This is a genomic window from Superficieibacter sp. (assembly GCF_032071645.1).
In the GTDB taxonomy this organism is placed as follows: Bacteria; Pseudomonadota; Gammaproteobacteria; order Enterobacterales; family Enterobacteriaceae; genus Superficieibacter.
The window spans coordinates 110,991-126,218 of the sequence record NZ_DAMAPU010000006.1; the positions used below are offsets into that span (position 1 = coordinate 110,991).

The 15,228-nt window shown below is 56.6% G+C and carries 12 protein-coding genes; 7 read left to right on the forward strand and 5 right to left on the reverse strand.

What is annotated here, in order from left to right; translation table 11 throughout:
• Positions 1 to 7 precede the first annotated feature (7 nt).
• The 6 genes from RT197_RS13435 to yiaY all read left to right on the forward strand — a co-directional run bounded on the left by RT197_RS13435 (position 8) and on the right by yiaY (position 7,243).
• Positions 8 to 886 carry an aldose 1-epimerase family protein gene (locus tag RT197_RS13435; RefSeq protein ID WP_312951445.1) on the forward strand — a complete coding sequence of 293 codons (879 nt, stop codon included), beginning with the start codon at positions 8 to 10 and terminating at the stop codon, positions 884 to 886.
• A 57-nt stretch (positions 887 to 943) separates the two neighbouring features.
• A complete protein-coding gene (locus RT197_RS13440) occupies positions 944 to 1,825 on the forward strand; it encodes a MurR/RpiR family transcriptional regulator (protein WP_312951447.1) in 882 nt (293 codons plus the stop codon).
• Positions 1,826 to 2,004: 179 nt separating this feature from the next.
• Positions 2,005 to 2,613 carry a glutathione S-transferase gene (locus RT197_RS13445; RefSeq protein WP_312951448.1) on the forward strand — a complete coding sequence of 203 codons (609 nt, stop codon included), beginning with the start codon at positions 2,005 to 2,007 and terminating at the stop codon, positions 2,611 to 2,613.
• 84 nt (positions 2,614 to 2,697) lie between these two features.
• Positions 2,698 to 4,086, forward strand: coding sequence for an L-seryl-tRNA(Sec) selenium transferase (gene selA, locus RT197_RS13450; RefSeq protein ID WP_312951450.1), 1,389 nt, complete (start codon positions 2,698 to 2,700; stop codon positions 4,084 to 4,086).
• Positions 4,083 to 5,930, forward strand: a complete 1,848-nt coding sequence (selB, locus tag RT197_RS13455) for a selenocysteine-specific translation elongation factor (protein ID WP_312951452.1) — start codon at positions 4,083 to 4,085, stop codon at positions 5,928 to 5,930. The genes selA and selB overlap by 4 nt, the downstream gene beginning before the upstream one ends.
• A 161-nt stretch (positions 5,931 to 6,091) precedes the next feature.
• The gene (yiaY, locus tag RT197_RS13460; protein WP_312951630.1) at positions 6,092 to 7,243 is read left to right on the forward strand and encodes an L-threonine dehydrogenase; all 1,152 of its coding nucleotides are present in this window, start codon (positions 6,092 to 6,094) and stop codon (positions 7,241 to 7,243) included.
• A gap of 7 nt (positions 7,244 to 7,250) precedes the next feature.
• Here yiaY and RT197_RS13465 read toward each other — a convergent pair whose 3' ends face one another.
• A complete protein-coding gene (locus RT197_RS13465) occupies positions 7,251 to 8,138 on the reverse strand; it encodes an ROK family protein (RefSeq protein ID WP_312951454.1) in 888 nt (295 codons plus the stop codon).
• A gap of 166 nt (positions 8,139 to 8,304) precedes the next feature.
• Here RT197_RS13465 and RT197_RS13470 point away from each other — a divergent pair, with 166 nt between their 5' ends.
• The gene (locus tag RT197_RS13470; protein WP_312951456.1) at positions 8,305 to 9,843 is read left to right on the forward strand and encodes an aldehyde dehydrogenase family protein; all 1,539 of its coding nucleotides are present in this window, start codon (positions 8,305 to 8,307) and stop codon (positions 9,841 to 9,843) included.
• A gap of 32 nt (positions 9,844 to 9,875) precedes the next feature.
• Here RT197_RS13470 and RT197_RS13475 read toward each other — a convergent pair whose 3' ends face one another.
• The 4 genes from RT197_RS13475 to RT197_RS13490 all read right to left on the reverse strand — a co-directional run bounded on the left by RT197_RS13475 (position 9,876) and on the right by RT197_RS13490 (position 15,004).
• Complete coding sequence (locus RT197_RS13475) at positions 9,876 to 10,190, reverse strand: hypothetical protein (protein ID WP_312951458.1); 315 nt, start codon at positions 10,188 to 10,190, stop codon at positions 9,876 to 9,878.
• Positions 10,191 to 10,303: 113 nt separating this feature from the next.
• Positions 10,304 to 11,389, reverse strand: coding sequence for a type I restriction endonuclease (locus RT197_RS13480; RefSeq protein WP_312951460.1), 1,086 nt, complete (start codon positions 11,387 to 11,389; stop codon positions 10,304 to 10,306).
• Between the two features lie 257 nt (positions 11,390 to 11,646).
• Complete coding sequence (locus RT197_RS13485; RefSeq protein ID WP_312951632.1) at positions 11,647 to 13,617, reverse strand: glycoside hydrolase family 127 protein; 1,971 nt, start codon at positions 13,615 to 13,617, stop codon at positions 11,647 to 11,649.
• Positions 13,604 to 15,004: an MFS transporter gene (locus tag RT197_RS13490; RefSeq protein ID WP_312951462.1), complete on the reverse strand. Its 1,401-nt coding sequence runs from the start codon at positions 15,002 to 15,004 to the stop codon at positions 13,604 to 13,606. Before RT197_RS13490 ends, RT197_RS13485 begins: the two co-directional genes overlap by 14 nt.
• Positions 15,005 to 15,228 lie beyond the last annotated feature (224 nt).

The window sequence follows — 15,228 nt, forward strand, 5'->3', positions numbered from 1 at the left end:
CGATCGGGTGGAATGGTGTCTGGAAAACGCACGTTTTCAGATGGTGGTGCAGGCGACGGGCGCAGAACTGACGCAGCTCTGGGATAAACAACGTCAGCACCACTGGCTCTGGCAGGCGCAGCCGGGAGTATGGAATAACGTCGCGACACAGCTTTTTCCCGTGGTCGGGCAGCTTATTCACCAGGGGCTGTGGCAAGGGAAGCGTTTTTATCCGCTCCCTGCCCACGGTTTTTTGCGCAATCATCCTTTTACCTGCATTGAACATAGCGCGACGCGGCTGGTGGTCGAAGCCTCCGACGACCGCCGCACCCGCGCGATCTGGCCGTTTGCCTGGCGGTTGCGCATTGAATGGCAACTGACGGATGACGGGATAACCCTTGTCTGGCAGGTCACGAATCCCGGCGAGGACGCGCTGGGCTATTCACTCGGCTGGCATCCCGGTTTTGCTTTACCGGTGGCCAGCCAGCCAGGGTGGCACGTTCGTTTTGCCGGTGAACGGGTGCGCGGTCCCTTCCGGACGCATCACCGCACGCTGAACACCGAAAACGCTGCGCCCGGGGTCACGTCTTTTCCGCTAACGGCGCAGACCTTTACGGCGGGGGCTGTCTATTTCGCGCAGACGCAACACGGTCAGGTTGCCGTTTGCGCCCCTGATGGAGAGGCGCAAATCCTCTTTTTTCTCCACGATCAGCCGTGGCTGGCGTTATGGAACGTGCCTGGCGAAGACTTTCTTTGCGTGGAGCCGCTGTACGGCACAACGGACGCGCCGGATTTTGACGGGCAGATTGCCCACAAGCGCGGTATTCGCTGGCTGGAGGCGGGGAAAACCTGCCAGCACCGGCTTACCGTTCGCTTCCGGGCAGACAGCCAGCAAGGAGCAGATTAAAATACCTTTTTTGCTTGTGCGGTGGCGCGCCGGAAACGTCGGTCAGGAGAGTGAGTGATGAGTGTGAATAAAGAAAACGTCCGCCTGTACATCGCCAATATTCAGGGAAGCCTGAGCGAAACGGATCGCAAAATTGCCGAATTTATAGTGCAGCAGCCCGCACGGATGGCACAGCTACCGATAAAAAAGCTGGCGCAGGAAACAGGGGTCAGCGAAGCGACGATTGTGCGGTTCAGTAAACGAATCGGCTATGACGGTTTGCTAAACCTGCGTGCCGATTTAAAGCGGGAACTGTTAACGGAAAACGAGCGGGCGCTGCCTTCCTCGCCCGATATCTTTCTTGATGACTCGCGTAATGACGTCGCCAATAAAATCGCCCTGACGATGGAAACCACGCTGAAAGAAACCATCGGTTTGCTGGATCTGAAAATCGTCAATCCGGTGGTAGAGCGCTTTCTGAGAGCGCGGCGGGTTATGTTTGTCGGTTTTGGCGCATCCGGGCTGGCGGCGCTTGAAGCGCGTGACAAAATGAACCGTCTGGGCATTGATTCCGAGGCGTTTACCGATCGCTTCACCATGACGCTGAAGCTGGCAAACCTGAAGGCTGATGATTTTGTTGTCGCGTTTTCGCATTCCGGTGAAACGCCGGAAGTGGTTAACGCCTTTCGTCTGGCGCAAAAAAAAGGGGCGTATAAACTGGCGATTACGCACAGCCCGCATTCACCTCTCAACGAGCTGGCGGATACCTTTCTTCTGACAAGCGGCAGCGCCGGGCCGATGCAGGGCGACTCCATTGCCACACGCATTTCCCAGCTTTTTATCATTGAATTTTTGTGTACCGAGATCACCCGGCATAACCTGCGCGATAGCGCTTCGACGGGGCTTTCTATTAAAGAGTTGCTGATTAAAGAACGGATCAAACGCGAAACGGCAGAATGATCCGTCTGTCTTCGCGCATATACTCTAAATGATTCGAGTTGCAGGAAGGCGGCGACGCAGCTCATCCCCGGGAGCTTACTCCAGTAAGTGACTGGGGAGAGCGAGTCAAGCCAACGCACCTGCAACTTGAAGCATGACGAGTATACTTGTTTTTTTGTTGGCAAAAAAAGGACCCGATCATGAAACTCATCGGCAGCTATACCAGCCCCTTTGTACGCAAAATCTCGGTGATCCTGCTGGAAAAGGGCATCACTTTCGAATTTATTAACGAACTGCCCTATAACCAGACCAACGGGGTGGCGCACTATAACCCGCTGGGTAAGGTCCCGGCGCTGGTGACGGATGACGGCGAATGCTGGTACGACTCGCCCATCGTGGCGCAGTATCTTGAACTGCTGGACATCGCCCCGGCGCTGATCCCGCGCGAGCCAAAAGCGGCGCTGCGCGTGCGTCAACTGGAGGCACTGGCGGACGGCATTATGGATGCGGCGCTGGTTTCAGTACGCGAACAGACGCGTCCGGTCGCGCAGCAATCCCCGGAAGAACTGCTGCGCCAGCGCGAGAAAATCAGCCGGGCACTGGATGCGCTGGAAGGCTACCTGCGCGACGGTACGCTGAAAGTCGATGAGGTAAACCTGGCGACTATCGCCATTGCCTGCGCTATCGACTACCTCAACTTCCGCCGCGTGTCACCGGGCTGGTGCGTGGACCGGCCGCAGCTGGTTAAGCTGGTGGAAACGCTGTTCCAGCGCGAAAGCTTTGCGCGTACCGAGCCGCCAAAGGCTTAACACTTTCCGCCAGTACGCGGTAAACTCTGCGGGCATAGCGACCCCTCTTTTCAGAGGGGATAATCCCAACCGCCAGGCGCGCCCATGACCAGCCAGACTTCATTACTTTACAGCCAGCTCCCCGCCACCGATCGCCTGCTGCGCGATCCTGCCTTTACACCTTTACTTGAACGCTGGGGTCATACCCGGCTGGTGGAAACACTGCGTCAGCTTCAGGACGAGGCGCGTGTCGGCATTCGCCAGCATCAGGCGCTGCCAGCGTGGTGCGCAGACTGGTCACAGGCGGTCACGCAGCGGCTGGCGCAGCAGGAACACAGCGCGCTGCGCCCGGTGATCAACCTGACCGGCACGGTGCTGCATACCAATCTGGGACGCGCGCTTCAGGCACAAGCGGCCATAGAGGCCGTCGCGCAGGCAATGCGTTCCCCGGTCACGCTGGAGTACGATCTGGACGGTGCCGGGCGCGGACATCGCGACCGGGCCATTGCCGATTTACTCTGCCGGATCACCGGCGCGGAAGACGCCTGCATTGTTAACAATAATGCGGCGGCGGTGCTGCTGATGCTGGCGGCGACGGCGACCGGCAAAGAAGTGGTGGTATCACGCGGCGAACTGGTGGAAATTGGCGGCGCGTTCCGCATCCCTGACGTCATGCGCCAGGCGGGCTGTACGCTGCATGAAGTGGGCACCACCAACCGCACCCACGCCAAAGATTATCGTCAGGCGGTCACTGAAAATACCGGCCTGCTGATGAAGGTCCACACCAGTAATTACAGCATTGAAGGCTTCACCAAAGCGGTGGATGAAGCCGAGCTGGCGCAGATTGGCGACGAGCTGGCTATTCCGGTAGTCGCGGATTTAGGCAGCGGATCGCTGGTGGATTTAAGCCAGTACGGTTTGCCAAAAGAGCCAATGCCCCAGCAGTTGATTGCCGCAGGCGTCAGCCTGGTCAGCTTCTCTGGCGACAAACTATTGGGCGGCCCGCAGGCGGGGATCATCGTCGGCAAAAAAGCGCTGATTGCGCAGTTGCAGAGCCACCCGCTCAAACGCGCCCTGCGTGCCGATAAAATGACCCTCGCGGCGCTGGAAGCCACGTTGCGTCTGTATCTGCACCCGGAAGCGCTGGCGGATAACCTTCCCACCCTGCGCCTGCTTAACCGTAAAGCGGACGCCATCCGCGAGCAAGCCGGGCGCCTTTGCGCGCAGATTGCCCCGCGCTTTGCTGACGAGTTTGCGGTACAGGTGATGCCCTGCACCTCGCAAATCGGCAGCGGCTCATTGCCTGTCGAGCGCCTGCCGAGCGCCGCGCTCACTTTTACGCCCCACGACGGGCGCGGTAGCCGCACTGAAGCGCTGGCCGCCCGCTGGCGCGCGCTGCCGGTGCCGATCATTGGCCGCATTTACGAGGGGCGTCTGTGGCTGGATCTGCGCTGCCTTGAAGATGAACCCCGTTTTCTGGAGTTGTTGAAATGATTATTGCCACCGCCGGGCACGTCGACCACGGCAAGACCACGCTGCTGGAGGCGATCACCGGCATCAATGCTGACCGCCTGCCGGAAGAGAAAAAGCGCGGCATGACCATCGATCTGGGCTACGCCTACTGGCCGCAGCCGGACGGGCGCGTGCCGGGGTTTATCGATGTGCCGGGCCACGAGAAATTTCTCGCCAATATGCTGGCGGGCGTCGGCGGTATCGATCATGCGCTGCTGGTGGTGGCGTGCGACGATGGTGTGATGGCGCAAACCCGCGAGCATCTGGCTATCCTGCAACTGACCGGCAATCCGACGCTCACCGTGGCGCTGACAAAAGCGGATCGGGTAGACGAGGCGCGGGTGCGGGAGGTTGAGCAGCAGGTGCAGGCGGTGCTGGGCGAATACGGCTTCGCGGCGGCGACGCTGTTTGTTACTGCGGCCACGCAGGGGCGCGGCATTGATGCGCTGCGCGCGCACCTCCTGCAGTTGCCGGAGCGCGCGCACCCGGCGCATCAGCGCTTCCGCCTGGCGATTGACCGGGCGTTTACGGTGAAAGGGGCCGGGCTGGTCGTCACCGGAACGGCGCTTTCCGGCGACGTGAAAATCGGCGATACCCTGTGGCTGACCGGTGCGGGCAAGCCGATGCGCGTGCGCAGCCTGCACGCGCAGAATCAGCCGGTCGAACAGGCGCGCGGCGGGCAGCGTATTGCGCTGAACATTGCAGGCGACGCGCAGAAAGAAGATATCACGCGCGGCGACTGGCTGCTGTCCGACGCGCCGCCCGCGCCTGCGGAGCGGGTTATCGTTGCGCTGCAAAGTCACGCCGTCTTAAGCCAGTGGCAGCCGCTGCATATTCACCATGCGGCGAGCCACATTACCGGGCGCGTCTCACTGCTGGAAAATAATCTGGCGGAGCTGGTACTTGATGCGCCGCTGTACCTGGCGGACAACGACCGGCTGGTGCTGCGCGATATCTCCGCGCGGACCACGCTTGCCGGAGCGCGGGTGGTGACGCTCAACCCGCCGCGCCGGGGAAAACGCAAGCCGGACTATTTACAGTGGCTGGCGCAACTGGCTGCCAGCGAAGGCGATGCGCAGGCGCTCAGCGTCCACCTTCAGCGCGCTGCCGTCCAACTGGCGGATTTCGGCTGGGGGCGGCAGCTTAGTCAGAGCGGGCTGGCGGCGTTGATTAACCGTCCGGATTACCTCCAGGCGGGCGGCTGCCTGCTGGATGCGCCACTGGCGGCACGCTGGCAGCGCAGGCTGCTGGACGCGCTGACCACTTATCATCAGCAGCATCCTGACGAACCGGGGCCGGGCCGCGAACGCCTGCGGCGTATTGCCCTGCCGATGGAAGATGAAGCGCTGGTCCTGACGCTCATCGAAAAAATGCGCGAAAGCGGGACGATCCACAGCCATCACGGCTGGCTGCATCTGCCGGATCATAAAGCGGGCTTCAGCGACGAGCAGCAGGAGATATGGCAAAAAGCCGCCGGGCTGTTCGGCGACGAACCCTGGTGGGTGCGCGATCTGGCGCGCGAAACCAGTACCGACGAGCAGGTGATGCGCACGGTGCTGCGGCAGGCCGCGCAGCAGGGGATGATTACGGCGATCGTAAAAGATCGTTATTACCGTAACGATCGGATCGTAACGTTCGCCAGCATGATCCGCGAACTGGATCAGCTGCGCGGATCGACCTGTGCGGCAGACTTCCGCGACAAGCTGAACGTCGGTCGCAAGCTGGCGATCCAAATTCTGGAACACTTCGACCGCATCGGCTTTACCCGGCGGCGCGGCAACGATCATATTCTGCGCGATAAAGCGTTATTTATTCACGAAGAGTAGAGGTAAATATCCTCCGGCGACTGGCCGGGGGATTACCCGCCCGTGCTTGCTTGTGCGTGATAAAGCCTCTCATCGCGCGCTTCTCTTTTTAAACGCGATATCACACTATTTTTAAGGGCATAAGAATATATTTCCTCTGGTTTATTAATCTTTCAGAGGTCATTATTATGTCTGCATTCTATATTCCAGCAATAAATATCCTTGGGATGAATACTCTGGCCGAAGCGCTGGAGACGATGGTCAGCTTTCATTTTAAAAAGGCGCTGATTGTCTGCGGCACGACGCTCAATAAACAGGGTATCGTCGATCGCATTCAGGCTGATTTAAAAACCAAAGGCATCGACAGCGTGGTCTACAACGGCTCCCGGCCTAATCCCGGCGTGAAAAGCGTTAATGCCGGGCTGGTGGTGCTGCGCGAGCACCAGTGCGACTGCGTGATCTCCATCGGCGGCGGCTCGCCGCACGACTGCGCGAAAGGCATTGCGCTGGTGGCGACCAACGGCGGCGATATTCGCGATTACGAAGGCATCGACCGCTCCGCCAAACCGCAACTGCCGCTGATTGCCATTAACACCACCGCCGGGACCGCGTCAGAAATGACGCGCTTTAGCATCATCACCGATGAAGAGCGGCACATCAAAATGGCGATTGTCGATAAACACGTCACGCCGCTGTTGTCGGTTAACGATCCGGCGCTGATGATGGGCATGCCCGCCTCGCTGACGGCGGCAACCGGGATGGACGCGCTGACCCACGCGATTGAAGCCTATGTCTCCATTGCCGCCACGCCGATCACCGACGCCTGCGCGTTAAAAGCGGTGACGATGATCGCCGAACACCTGCCCACGGCGGTGGCAAACGGCAGCGATGAAACCGCCCGCGAAGCGATGGCCTACGCGCAGTTCCTTGCGGGTATGGCGTTTAACAATGCTTCTCTCGGCTACGTTCATGCGATGGCGCACCAGTTGGGCGGCTTCTACGATCTGCCGCACGGCGTGTGTAATGCGATCCTGTTACCACACGTTCAGGCGTTCAACAGCCGCGTGGCAGCGGGGCGGCTGCGTGATTGCGCCCAGGCGATGGGCATTGAGGTGCGTTTGATGAACGATGAGCAGGGCGCGCAGGCGTGCCTGAATGCCATCCGTAAGCTGGCGCGCAGCGTGGATATTCCCACCGGGCTGCGCGATCTGAAAGTCAAAGAAGAGGATTTCCCGCTGCTGGCCACCAACGCCCTGAAAGACGCCTGTGGCCTGACCAACCCTATTCAGGCCACCCATGAGGAGATTATGGCGATCTACGCCTCAGCGATGTAACCGCGCGTTAGCCTTTTGCTGGCGCTGTCTTATGCTGCGCCAGCCACACTGCCCCCAGCCTGCCCGCCTGATTGCCCAGCTCGCACGGATGAATAGGCACTTTCAGTGCTTCCCACATTTCAAACTTTTCCAGATGCCGGTCCAGTAGCGGGTAGAGTTTTTCCTGCTCGCTGACGCCGCCGCCGATCAGCACCACCTGCGGATCGAACATTGAGATCACGCTATACACGCCGCGCGCCAGAAAGCGTCCCCAGTCGTTCACCGCCTCGCGCAGATGCATGTCGCTCTCCATCCGCTCGAAAATCTCCTTCCCGTGCGGCATTTCTTCTGCCGGTAGCGCCAGCGCCTGGCGGCAGGACTCCATCAGCCCTTTTGCCGAAGCGACCTCGTGCATACACTCGCCGTTATTACCGACCGGGATCACCCCAAATTCTCCGGCATGAAAATGCGCGCCGCGATACAGCTCGCGGTCAACAATAATCCCGCCGCCGATCCCGGTGCCGATGGTGATACAGACCAGGTTATCGTAGCGCTGCCCGGCTCCGCGCCACATTTCGCCCAGCGCCGCACAGTTGGCATCGTTTTCCACGATAACCGGCAGGTCGGTCAGCTCGCCGAACAGCTCCAGCAGATTCTGGTCATCCAGATAATCCAGCGCCCCCGCCTTCGCCGCATGGCCGGTATGCGGGTTGATATGCCCCGGAAAACTGACCCCAATCGCCGCGATATCATGCTCTTTCTGGCAGGTTTTCACCGCCTCCTGCCACTTTTCTTTGAACGTTTCGGCATCTTCCGGCGTGTCATATTCTTCGCTGGTTAACTCCTCACCGTCTTTGTCGATCACTCCATATTTAATATGGGTGCCCCCAACATCAAAACCGATATAACGCTGCATATCTTCTCCAGGAGTTTAACCGTCACCCCTCAAGTATGGCTGAAGCCAGCCGGGGAAACGTAAAGGAAAGTAATTCGTGAAGCGCGTCGTAAAGCGGTAAACGACTGGCGAAGAATTCACCAGTGGCGTCTACCCTTGTAAGACTATCCGCGACAAGGAGACGGCCATGACCAACAATCCTCCCTCTTCCCGCATTCAGCCTGGCGAATACGGTTATCCTCTTAAACTTAAAGCGCGCTATGACAACTTTATCGGCGGCGACTGGGTGCCCCCGGTAGAGGGCGAATATTACAAAAACCTGACGCCCGTTACCGGGCAGCTGCTGTGTGAAGTCGCTTCATCGGGTAAGAAAGATATCGACCTGGCGCTGGATGCCGCCCACAAGGTGAAAGACAAATGGGCGCACACGTCGGTGCAGGACCGGGCGGCGATCCTGTTTAAAATCGCCGACCGCATGGAGCAGAATCTGGAACTGCTGGCGACGGCGGAAACCTGGGACAACGGCAAGCCGATCCGCGAGACCAGCGCCGCCGACGTGCCGCTGGCGATTGACCATTTCCGCTACTTTGCCTCCTGTATTCGCGCGCAGGAGGGCGGGATCAGCGAGGTGGACAGCGATACCGTTGCCTATCACTTCCATGAACCGCTGGGCGTGGTCGGGCAGATTATTCCGTGGAACTTCCCGCTGCTGATGGCAAGCTGGAAGATGGCTCCGGCGCTGGCGGCGGGCAACTGCATCGTGCTGAAACCGGCGCGTCTGACGCCGCTGTCGGTGCTGCTGCTGATGGAAGTCATTGGCGATCTCCTGCCGCCGGGCGTGCTCAACGTGGTGAACGGCGCGGGCGGTGAAATCGGCGAGTATCTGGCAACCTCAAAACGGATCGCAAAAGTGGCCTTTACCGGCTCGACCGAAGTGGGTCAGCAGATTATGCAGTACGCCACGCAGAATATTATTCCCGTTACCCTTGAGCTGGGCGGCAAGTCACCGAACATTTTCTTCGCTGACGTGATGGACGAAGAGGACGCGTTTTTTGACAAGGCGCTGGAAGGCTTTGCGCTCTTCGCCTTCAACCAGGGCGAAGTCTGTACCTGCCCAAGCCGGGCGCTGGTGCAGGAGTCGATTTACGAGCGCTTTATGGAACGCGCCATCCGCCGCGTGGAGGGCATTCGCAGCGGTAACCCGCTTGATAACGGCACCCAGATGGGGGCGCAGGTTTCCCAGGGCCAGATGGAAACCATTCTGAACTATATCGATATTGGCAAGCAGGAAGGGGCGGATATCCTGACCGGCGGGCGGCGTAAGGATCTGGCGGGCGATTTGCAGGGCGGCTACTACCTCGAACCGACCATTCTTTTCGGCAAAAACAATATGCGCGTTTTTCAGGAAGAGATCTTCGGCCCGGTGCTGGCAGTCACGACCTTTAAAACCATGGAAGAGGCGCTGGAAATCGCCAACGACACCCAGTACGGCCTGGGCGCAGGCGTCTGGAGCCGTAACGGCAGCCTGGCCTACCGAATGGGGCGCGGCATTCAGGCCGGGCGCGTATGGACCAACTGCTATCACGCCTACCCTGCGCACGCCGCTTTCGGCGGCTACAAGCAGTCGGGCATCGGGCGCGAAACCCATAAAATGATGCTGGAGCACTATCAGCAGACCAAATGCCTGCTGGTAAGCTACTCCGATAAGCCACTAGGACTGTTTTAATCCGCAACACCGGGCGGCGCTGCGCTGCCCGGTTAATCCAGCACCTTCACCTGTAACGGGCGGAAACGGCTGTAAATCCACAGTCCCACGCAGCAAATGGTTCCCAAAAACAGAGTAAAAAACACGCTGATAAACAGCCCGCTTAGCAGCGCGATCGGCAGCGCCAGCACCCCGTGTACCGTTTCGTTATTCCAGTTCACCATGTTGTAGCCAAACATCCCCAGCAGGCCGCAAATCAGGCTGAAGATAAACATTGGAATGCCAAGACCGATCAGCATCAGGCGATAGATGACTGAGGCTTTAACGCGCTTGTGGGTGGCGGGAGTATTATTTTCCTGGGTGGACATGTTTTGTCTCTGAATGAGCATGGATAAATAAGGTTATACTATTTTTGGTTTTTTGTGGCAATAGTAGCTAACAGGAAGGGGATCCTGTTAGCCAAAATATTATAACGTTGTTGTTAGTTATATAAAGAAGCGGTAGCCTTCAGGATATCGGCAAAAGAATAAATATCGTCCACCGATCCAATAGGATGTCTGGTTTCATTTTTTTCCAGATCGAATAATCCAATGTACTTCTGACTGCGGTTGAAATGCAAACGGCAAAGAGGCTTTCTGTTATTATCATCAACAAGAACACCAAAATAACTTTTTGTATCTCTTTGGGTGATTCTTGGTGGCTCAATAACCGTTCTTACTATTGCCTTAACAATATGAAAACCTTCTAACTCCTCTATCGTAGTGACGATATCTGATGAATCTTTAGTTTCCCCTTCAGGTTGAGTATCGGCCGCTGTAGAGGACGATTCAACGAGCGGCAGTTGATTGCCTCCTATCGCTGACTTAAGACGTTCATTAATTTGAGCATTAATATACTGGCTGGCAGCTTTTTTGGTCAGAAGCGTAAACGTTTCACGTACCTTTTGGGTCAGCATTCCATCATAAACCCGTGAAGCAAAAAATTTAACAAAGTCTTCTTCTGGATTATTCAGTTGGGTATGTAGAACTTTTTTTATCAAACTGACGTATTTTAATTCACCAGCAGCGTTAATAATAGATTCTAAATCAAAAGAGGATTTAGTGATTTTTTTGATTTCTGGAATAAGCGTTTCATCGAGATCGAGCAGATCAATTTCCAGAAAGGGTCTTTCATCCATCTTATTTGGCGCTTCCAAATCGGTGTAAAATTTGTAAGTCTGACCGTTAGTAAGAATTGAAATTCTGGCACTGGTTACATGGAAATAACGGAATAACTGCGAGGCGTGATTAATATTCAGCGGTTCACCGATCTTTTTACATTCAATCAGGATTTGAATTTCGCCATTTTTAAGGATGGCGTAATCAATTTTCTCACCTTTTTTAGTGCCAATGTCGCAGGTAAATTCAGGGATAACTTCTGTCGGATCAAAAACATCATAACCCAGTACATTGTTAATGAAAGGCATGACAAAAGCCGTTTTTGTGGCTTCTTCTGTTTCAATGGCGGCAGATTGTTGCCTGATTTTTGATGATAAGACATTCAGCTTCTCTGTGAATTCTATCGTCATAACCACTCCTTGTAAGAATTGAGATAACAGGTTATTTACAATAAGTTATCTGGATTAACTTCAGATGTGAAAGAGTCCCTTTTTTTAGGTTTCAGCCTCTCATCCGGTTAAATTTCTTGATGCTTATTGCATAGAACATCAGTCCCGTCTCTCCATAGTGCAGGAGTAAATCGTTCACTTAATGAAGATAAATCACAGAATTGGAATATTTTAATCAGAAAACCCCTTCACCAAAAAGTAAAGGGGAGCTTTAGTTATTAAACCTCATTCACCCAGATGCGCATTTCCCCTTCGCCCCGGTTGGCCCAGCTAAACCACGGGATAAAGGTCAGCGTCTGCGGCTGGCGGAGGGCGGGCGACGCATCGTAACGCCAGAGCGGTTGCTGCGTGGCGTCGGGGGCGGTTTGTTTAATCCCCTGGGCCTGAATCAACATTTTGTGGGCGAAGATGCCTTTGCCTTCAAAGACGCTGAAATCACTGTCTTTGGGAAGCCAGAGATTGTGCAGCTCCGCGCCGTTGTCGGCTTCTTCCAGGCAGTAGACCAGCGGGCCGCGCTGGATGGCGACTTTTCCGGCCTGCTGGCGGACCAGAGGGTTACCGTAAACCCGGCGCACCGGCATTGGCAGGGTTAAGGTTATCGTATCGCCTTCCAGCCAGCGGCGCGGCAGATGCAGATACCCTTTCTGTGCGTTGACTTTAATGACCTCACCGTTCAGCGCGACCTGCGGCGCGTCGCACCAGTCCGGCAGGCGCAGTGCCAGAGTGTGCTGTACCGGCTGCGGTGAATCCACGGTGACGGTTATCTGCTCCTGCCACGGATAATTGCCGTCGATGCGCAGGCGCAGCGTTTGCTCGCCGACCGGAATTTCAACGCTGTTACCGATGTACAGGTTGATATACAGCGCGTCGGCGCGCGGCGTGTAAATATAATGCCCCAGCGAGGTCAGGACGCGGGCGATATTCGGCGGGCAGCAGGCGCAACCGAACCATCGCTGGCGCACCGGTTTAACATGATCGTAGATATGGTTGCCGGCCAACGATTTTGGATGCACTTCCAGCGGGTTGACGTAGAAAAAATGCTTACCGTCCAGCGCCATCCCGCCCAGCACGGTGTTGTACAATGCGCGCTCCATGACGTCGGCATACTGGCTGTCGGCTTCCATTTCCAGCATCCGGCGGGCAAACATCATCAGCCCGATGGAGGCGCAGCTCTCCGCATACACCGTGTCATTGGGCAAATCGTAGTCGCTGCTGAAGGCTTCGCCGCTACTCTGGGAGCCGATCCCGCCGGTGATATATAACTGGCGTTGAGCCATGTTATTCCACAGCCGCAGGCAGTCCTGGCGTTTGCCTTCGTCCTGGCTTAGCCGCGCCAGATGCGCAACGCCGGTCATCAGGTAGACGAAACGCACCGCGTGACCGATGGCGGTTTGTTGCTCCGCCAGCGGTTGATGCGCCTGACTGTAGGCTTTATCTTTGACCATCCACGCCGGGCCGTAAGTGTTCCAGTGGGACGTTTTGCCACGCTTTTCGTATTCTTCGTCATAGAAGTGCGGCTGCGCCCCGCGCTGCTCAACAAAGTATTTCGCCAGCGTCAGATAACGCGGCTGCCGGGTGACGTCGTACAGCCGCATCAGCGCCAGTTCGATTTCCGGGTGGCCGGGATAGCCGTGAAGCTGCCCGTCGCCGGGGCCAAACACGCTGTCGATATGATCCGCCAGGCGGCAGACCACGTCCAGCAGACGACGTTTTCCGGTGGCCTGGAAGAACGCCACGGCGGCTTCAATCAGATGCCCGGCGCAATAAAGCTCGTGGCACTCGGCCAGATTGGTCCAGCGTTCGCCAGGCGCTTTAACCGTGAAATAGGTGTTCAGATAGCCGTCATCCCACTGAATAGCGGCAATCAGCTCAATCAGCTCATCTGCGGTTTTTTCCAGTTGCGGATCGGGCTTCTGACACAGCGCCCAGGCCACCGCTTCCAGCCATTTCGCCACGTCGCTGTCCTGAAAAACCATGCCGTAAAACTCGCCCTGCACAATACCGGCAGCGATGCGGATATTTTCAATCGCATGGCTGGGATCGGCCTCTGGAATGCGGTCATTGAGCGCATCCCATTGATAGGGGATCACCACATCGCGTACCTGTTGTTGATACTGACCAAGAAAAGGATCGCTCACTTTCAGTTTATGCAGATCGACTTCCATTACAGACTCCTTAAGCGTGAACATGGCGCTGGCGCAAATCGCTGGCAATGCGCGCCATCATGGGATTAGTGAGATGACAGGCGCGGATAGCCAGTGCCAGCAGCAAATGAAACAGCGCGGGTAATAACGTTTCCATCGCGGTGATCCCCTGAAGCGAGCCCGCCGTTTGATTCTCCGCGCCCGGCTGATACGCCACCACAATAAACACCAGGCTGATAATCCCGGCGCTGGAAGCCCAGGCCAGCTTGATGAAAAACAGATTGAAGGCGAAGTTCATCCCGGAAGAGCGCACGCCGGTTTTCCACTCGCCGTAGTCATCGGAAAAGGCCATCAGTGAAAAATGCAGCGGCAGGGTAAAGCCGAGGATAATGCCGTTACCGAGGATCACCGCCAGCCACAGCGTCTGGTACGCGGGACCGGTGGGCAGAAACCACATCAGCACCGCAAGCAGCGCCAGAACCAGGTTGGTGTAGTAGTAAAGTTTTACCGTATCGAAGCGGCGCGATAACGGGTTGACGATTACAGAACCCAGAATGGAAGCAAACGTGACCATGGTAAAAAAGAGCGAGGTATAGCCGGTGCTGCCTTCCAGTACGTAGGTGATGAAATACATGTAGCCGCCGCCGCGAATGTTAAAGACGTTGATCAGCAGGAAGGACATCACCAGCATCAGCAGCAACTGATCGTTTTTACGTAGCCCGGCGAGATGCTCGCGCAGGGTAAATTTGCCCATCGCGCTGAGCGAGACGCGCTCGCGAACCCAAAAAAAGCAGCACAGAAACATCACTCCCGCGATGGCGCAGAGCACGCCGACGCCGAGCTGATAACCGCGTGCGGCGTTGCCTTCGCCCAGTTCCGCCACCAGCCATGGCAGGCCGACAGACACCAGAAATCCCGCCACCCCGCACAGAACGAAGCGCCATGACTGGCAGGAGATCACTTCGCTGTGGCGCGAGGTCATGGTGTTGATCAGCGCACAGTAGGGCACGTTAATGGCGGTATAGCTCACCGAAAGCAGCAGATAGGTGCCGAATGCCCAGGCGATTTTTACGCTCATGCTGGCGTCCGGGACGGTAAAGGTCAGCACGCCGATAATGCCAATCGGCACGGCGATCCACAGTTGCCAGGGGCGGAAACGTCCCCAGCGGCTTTGGGTGCGGTCGGCAATCACGCCCATCACCGGATCGGAAATGGCGTCGAAAACGCGCAGAGCGATAAATAACGTACCGACCAGCGCGGGCGTCAGGCCAAAAACATCGGTATAGAAAAAGGTTAAAAAGTTCATGATCAGGCAGGTGATCACCGTGCCGCCAGCGTCGCCCAGGCCGTAGCCAATTTTTTCGCGGATCGACAGCCTTTCATCAAGTGCCTTTTGCGTAATATCGGTAGAGGAAATCGGAGTGGAAGTCATCAATAACTCCTCGCGTAATGAAATGTTTTTATCCGGCTTGAGCCGGTGTTTTTTTGTAGTTTGCAAAGTACGGGACTCATTTTGCACCTTAAAAAAAGTGCAACAAGGGAAGGGGAAAGTAGATAAAGATGACGATTCCGACCTGATGTTTAAAATGTGACGTCGATCCTGCTGAATGTTTTAATTTCATGAATAATCAACATATAACGATTTATAACGGGCTG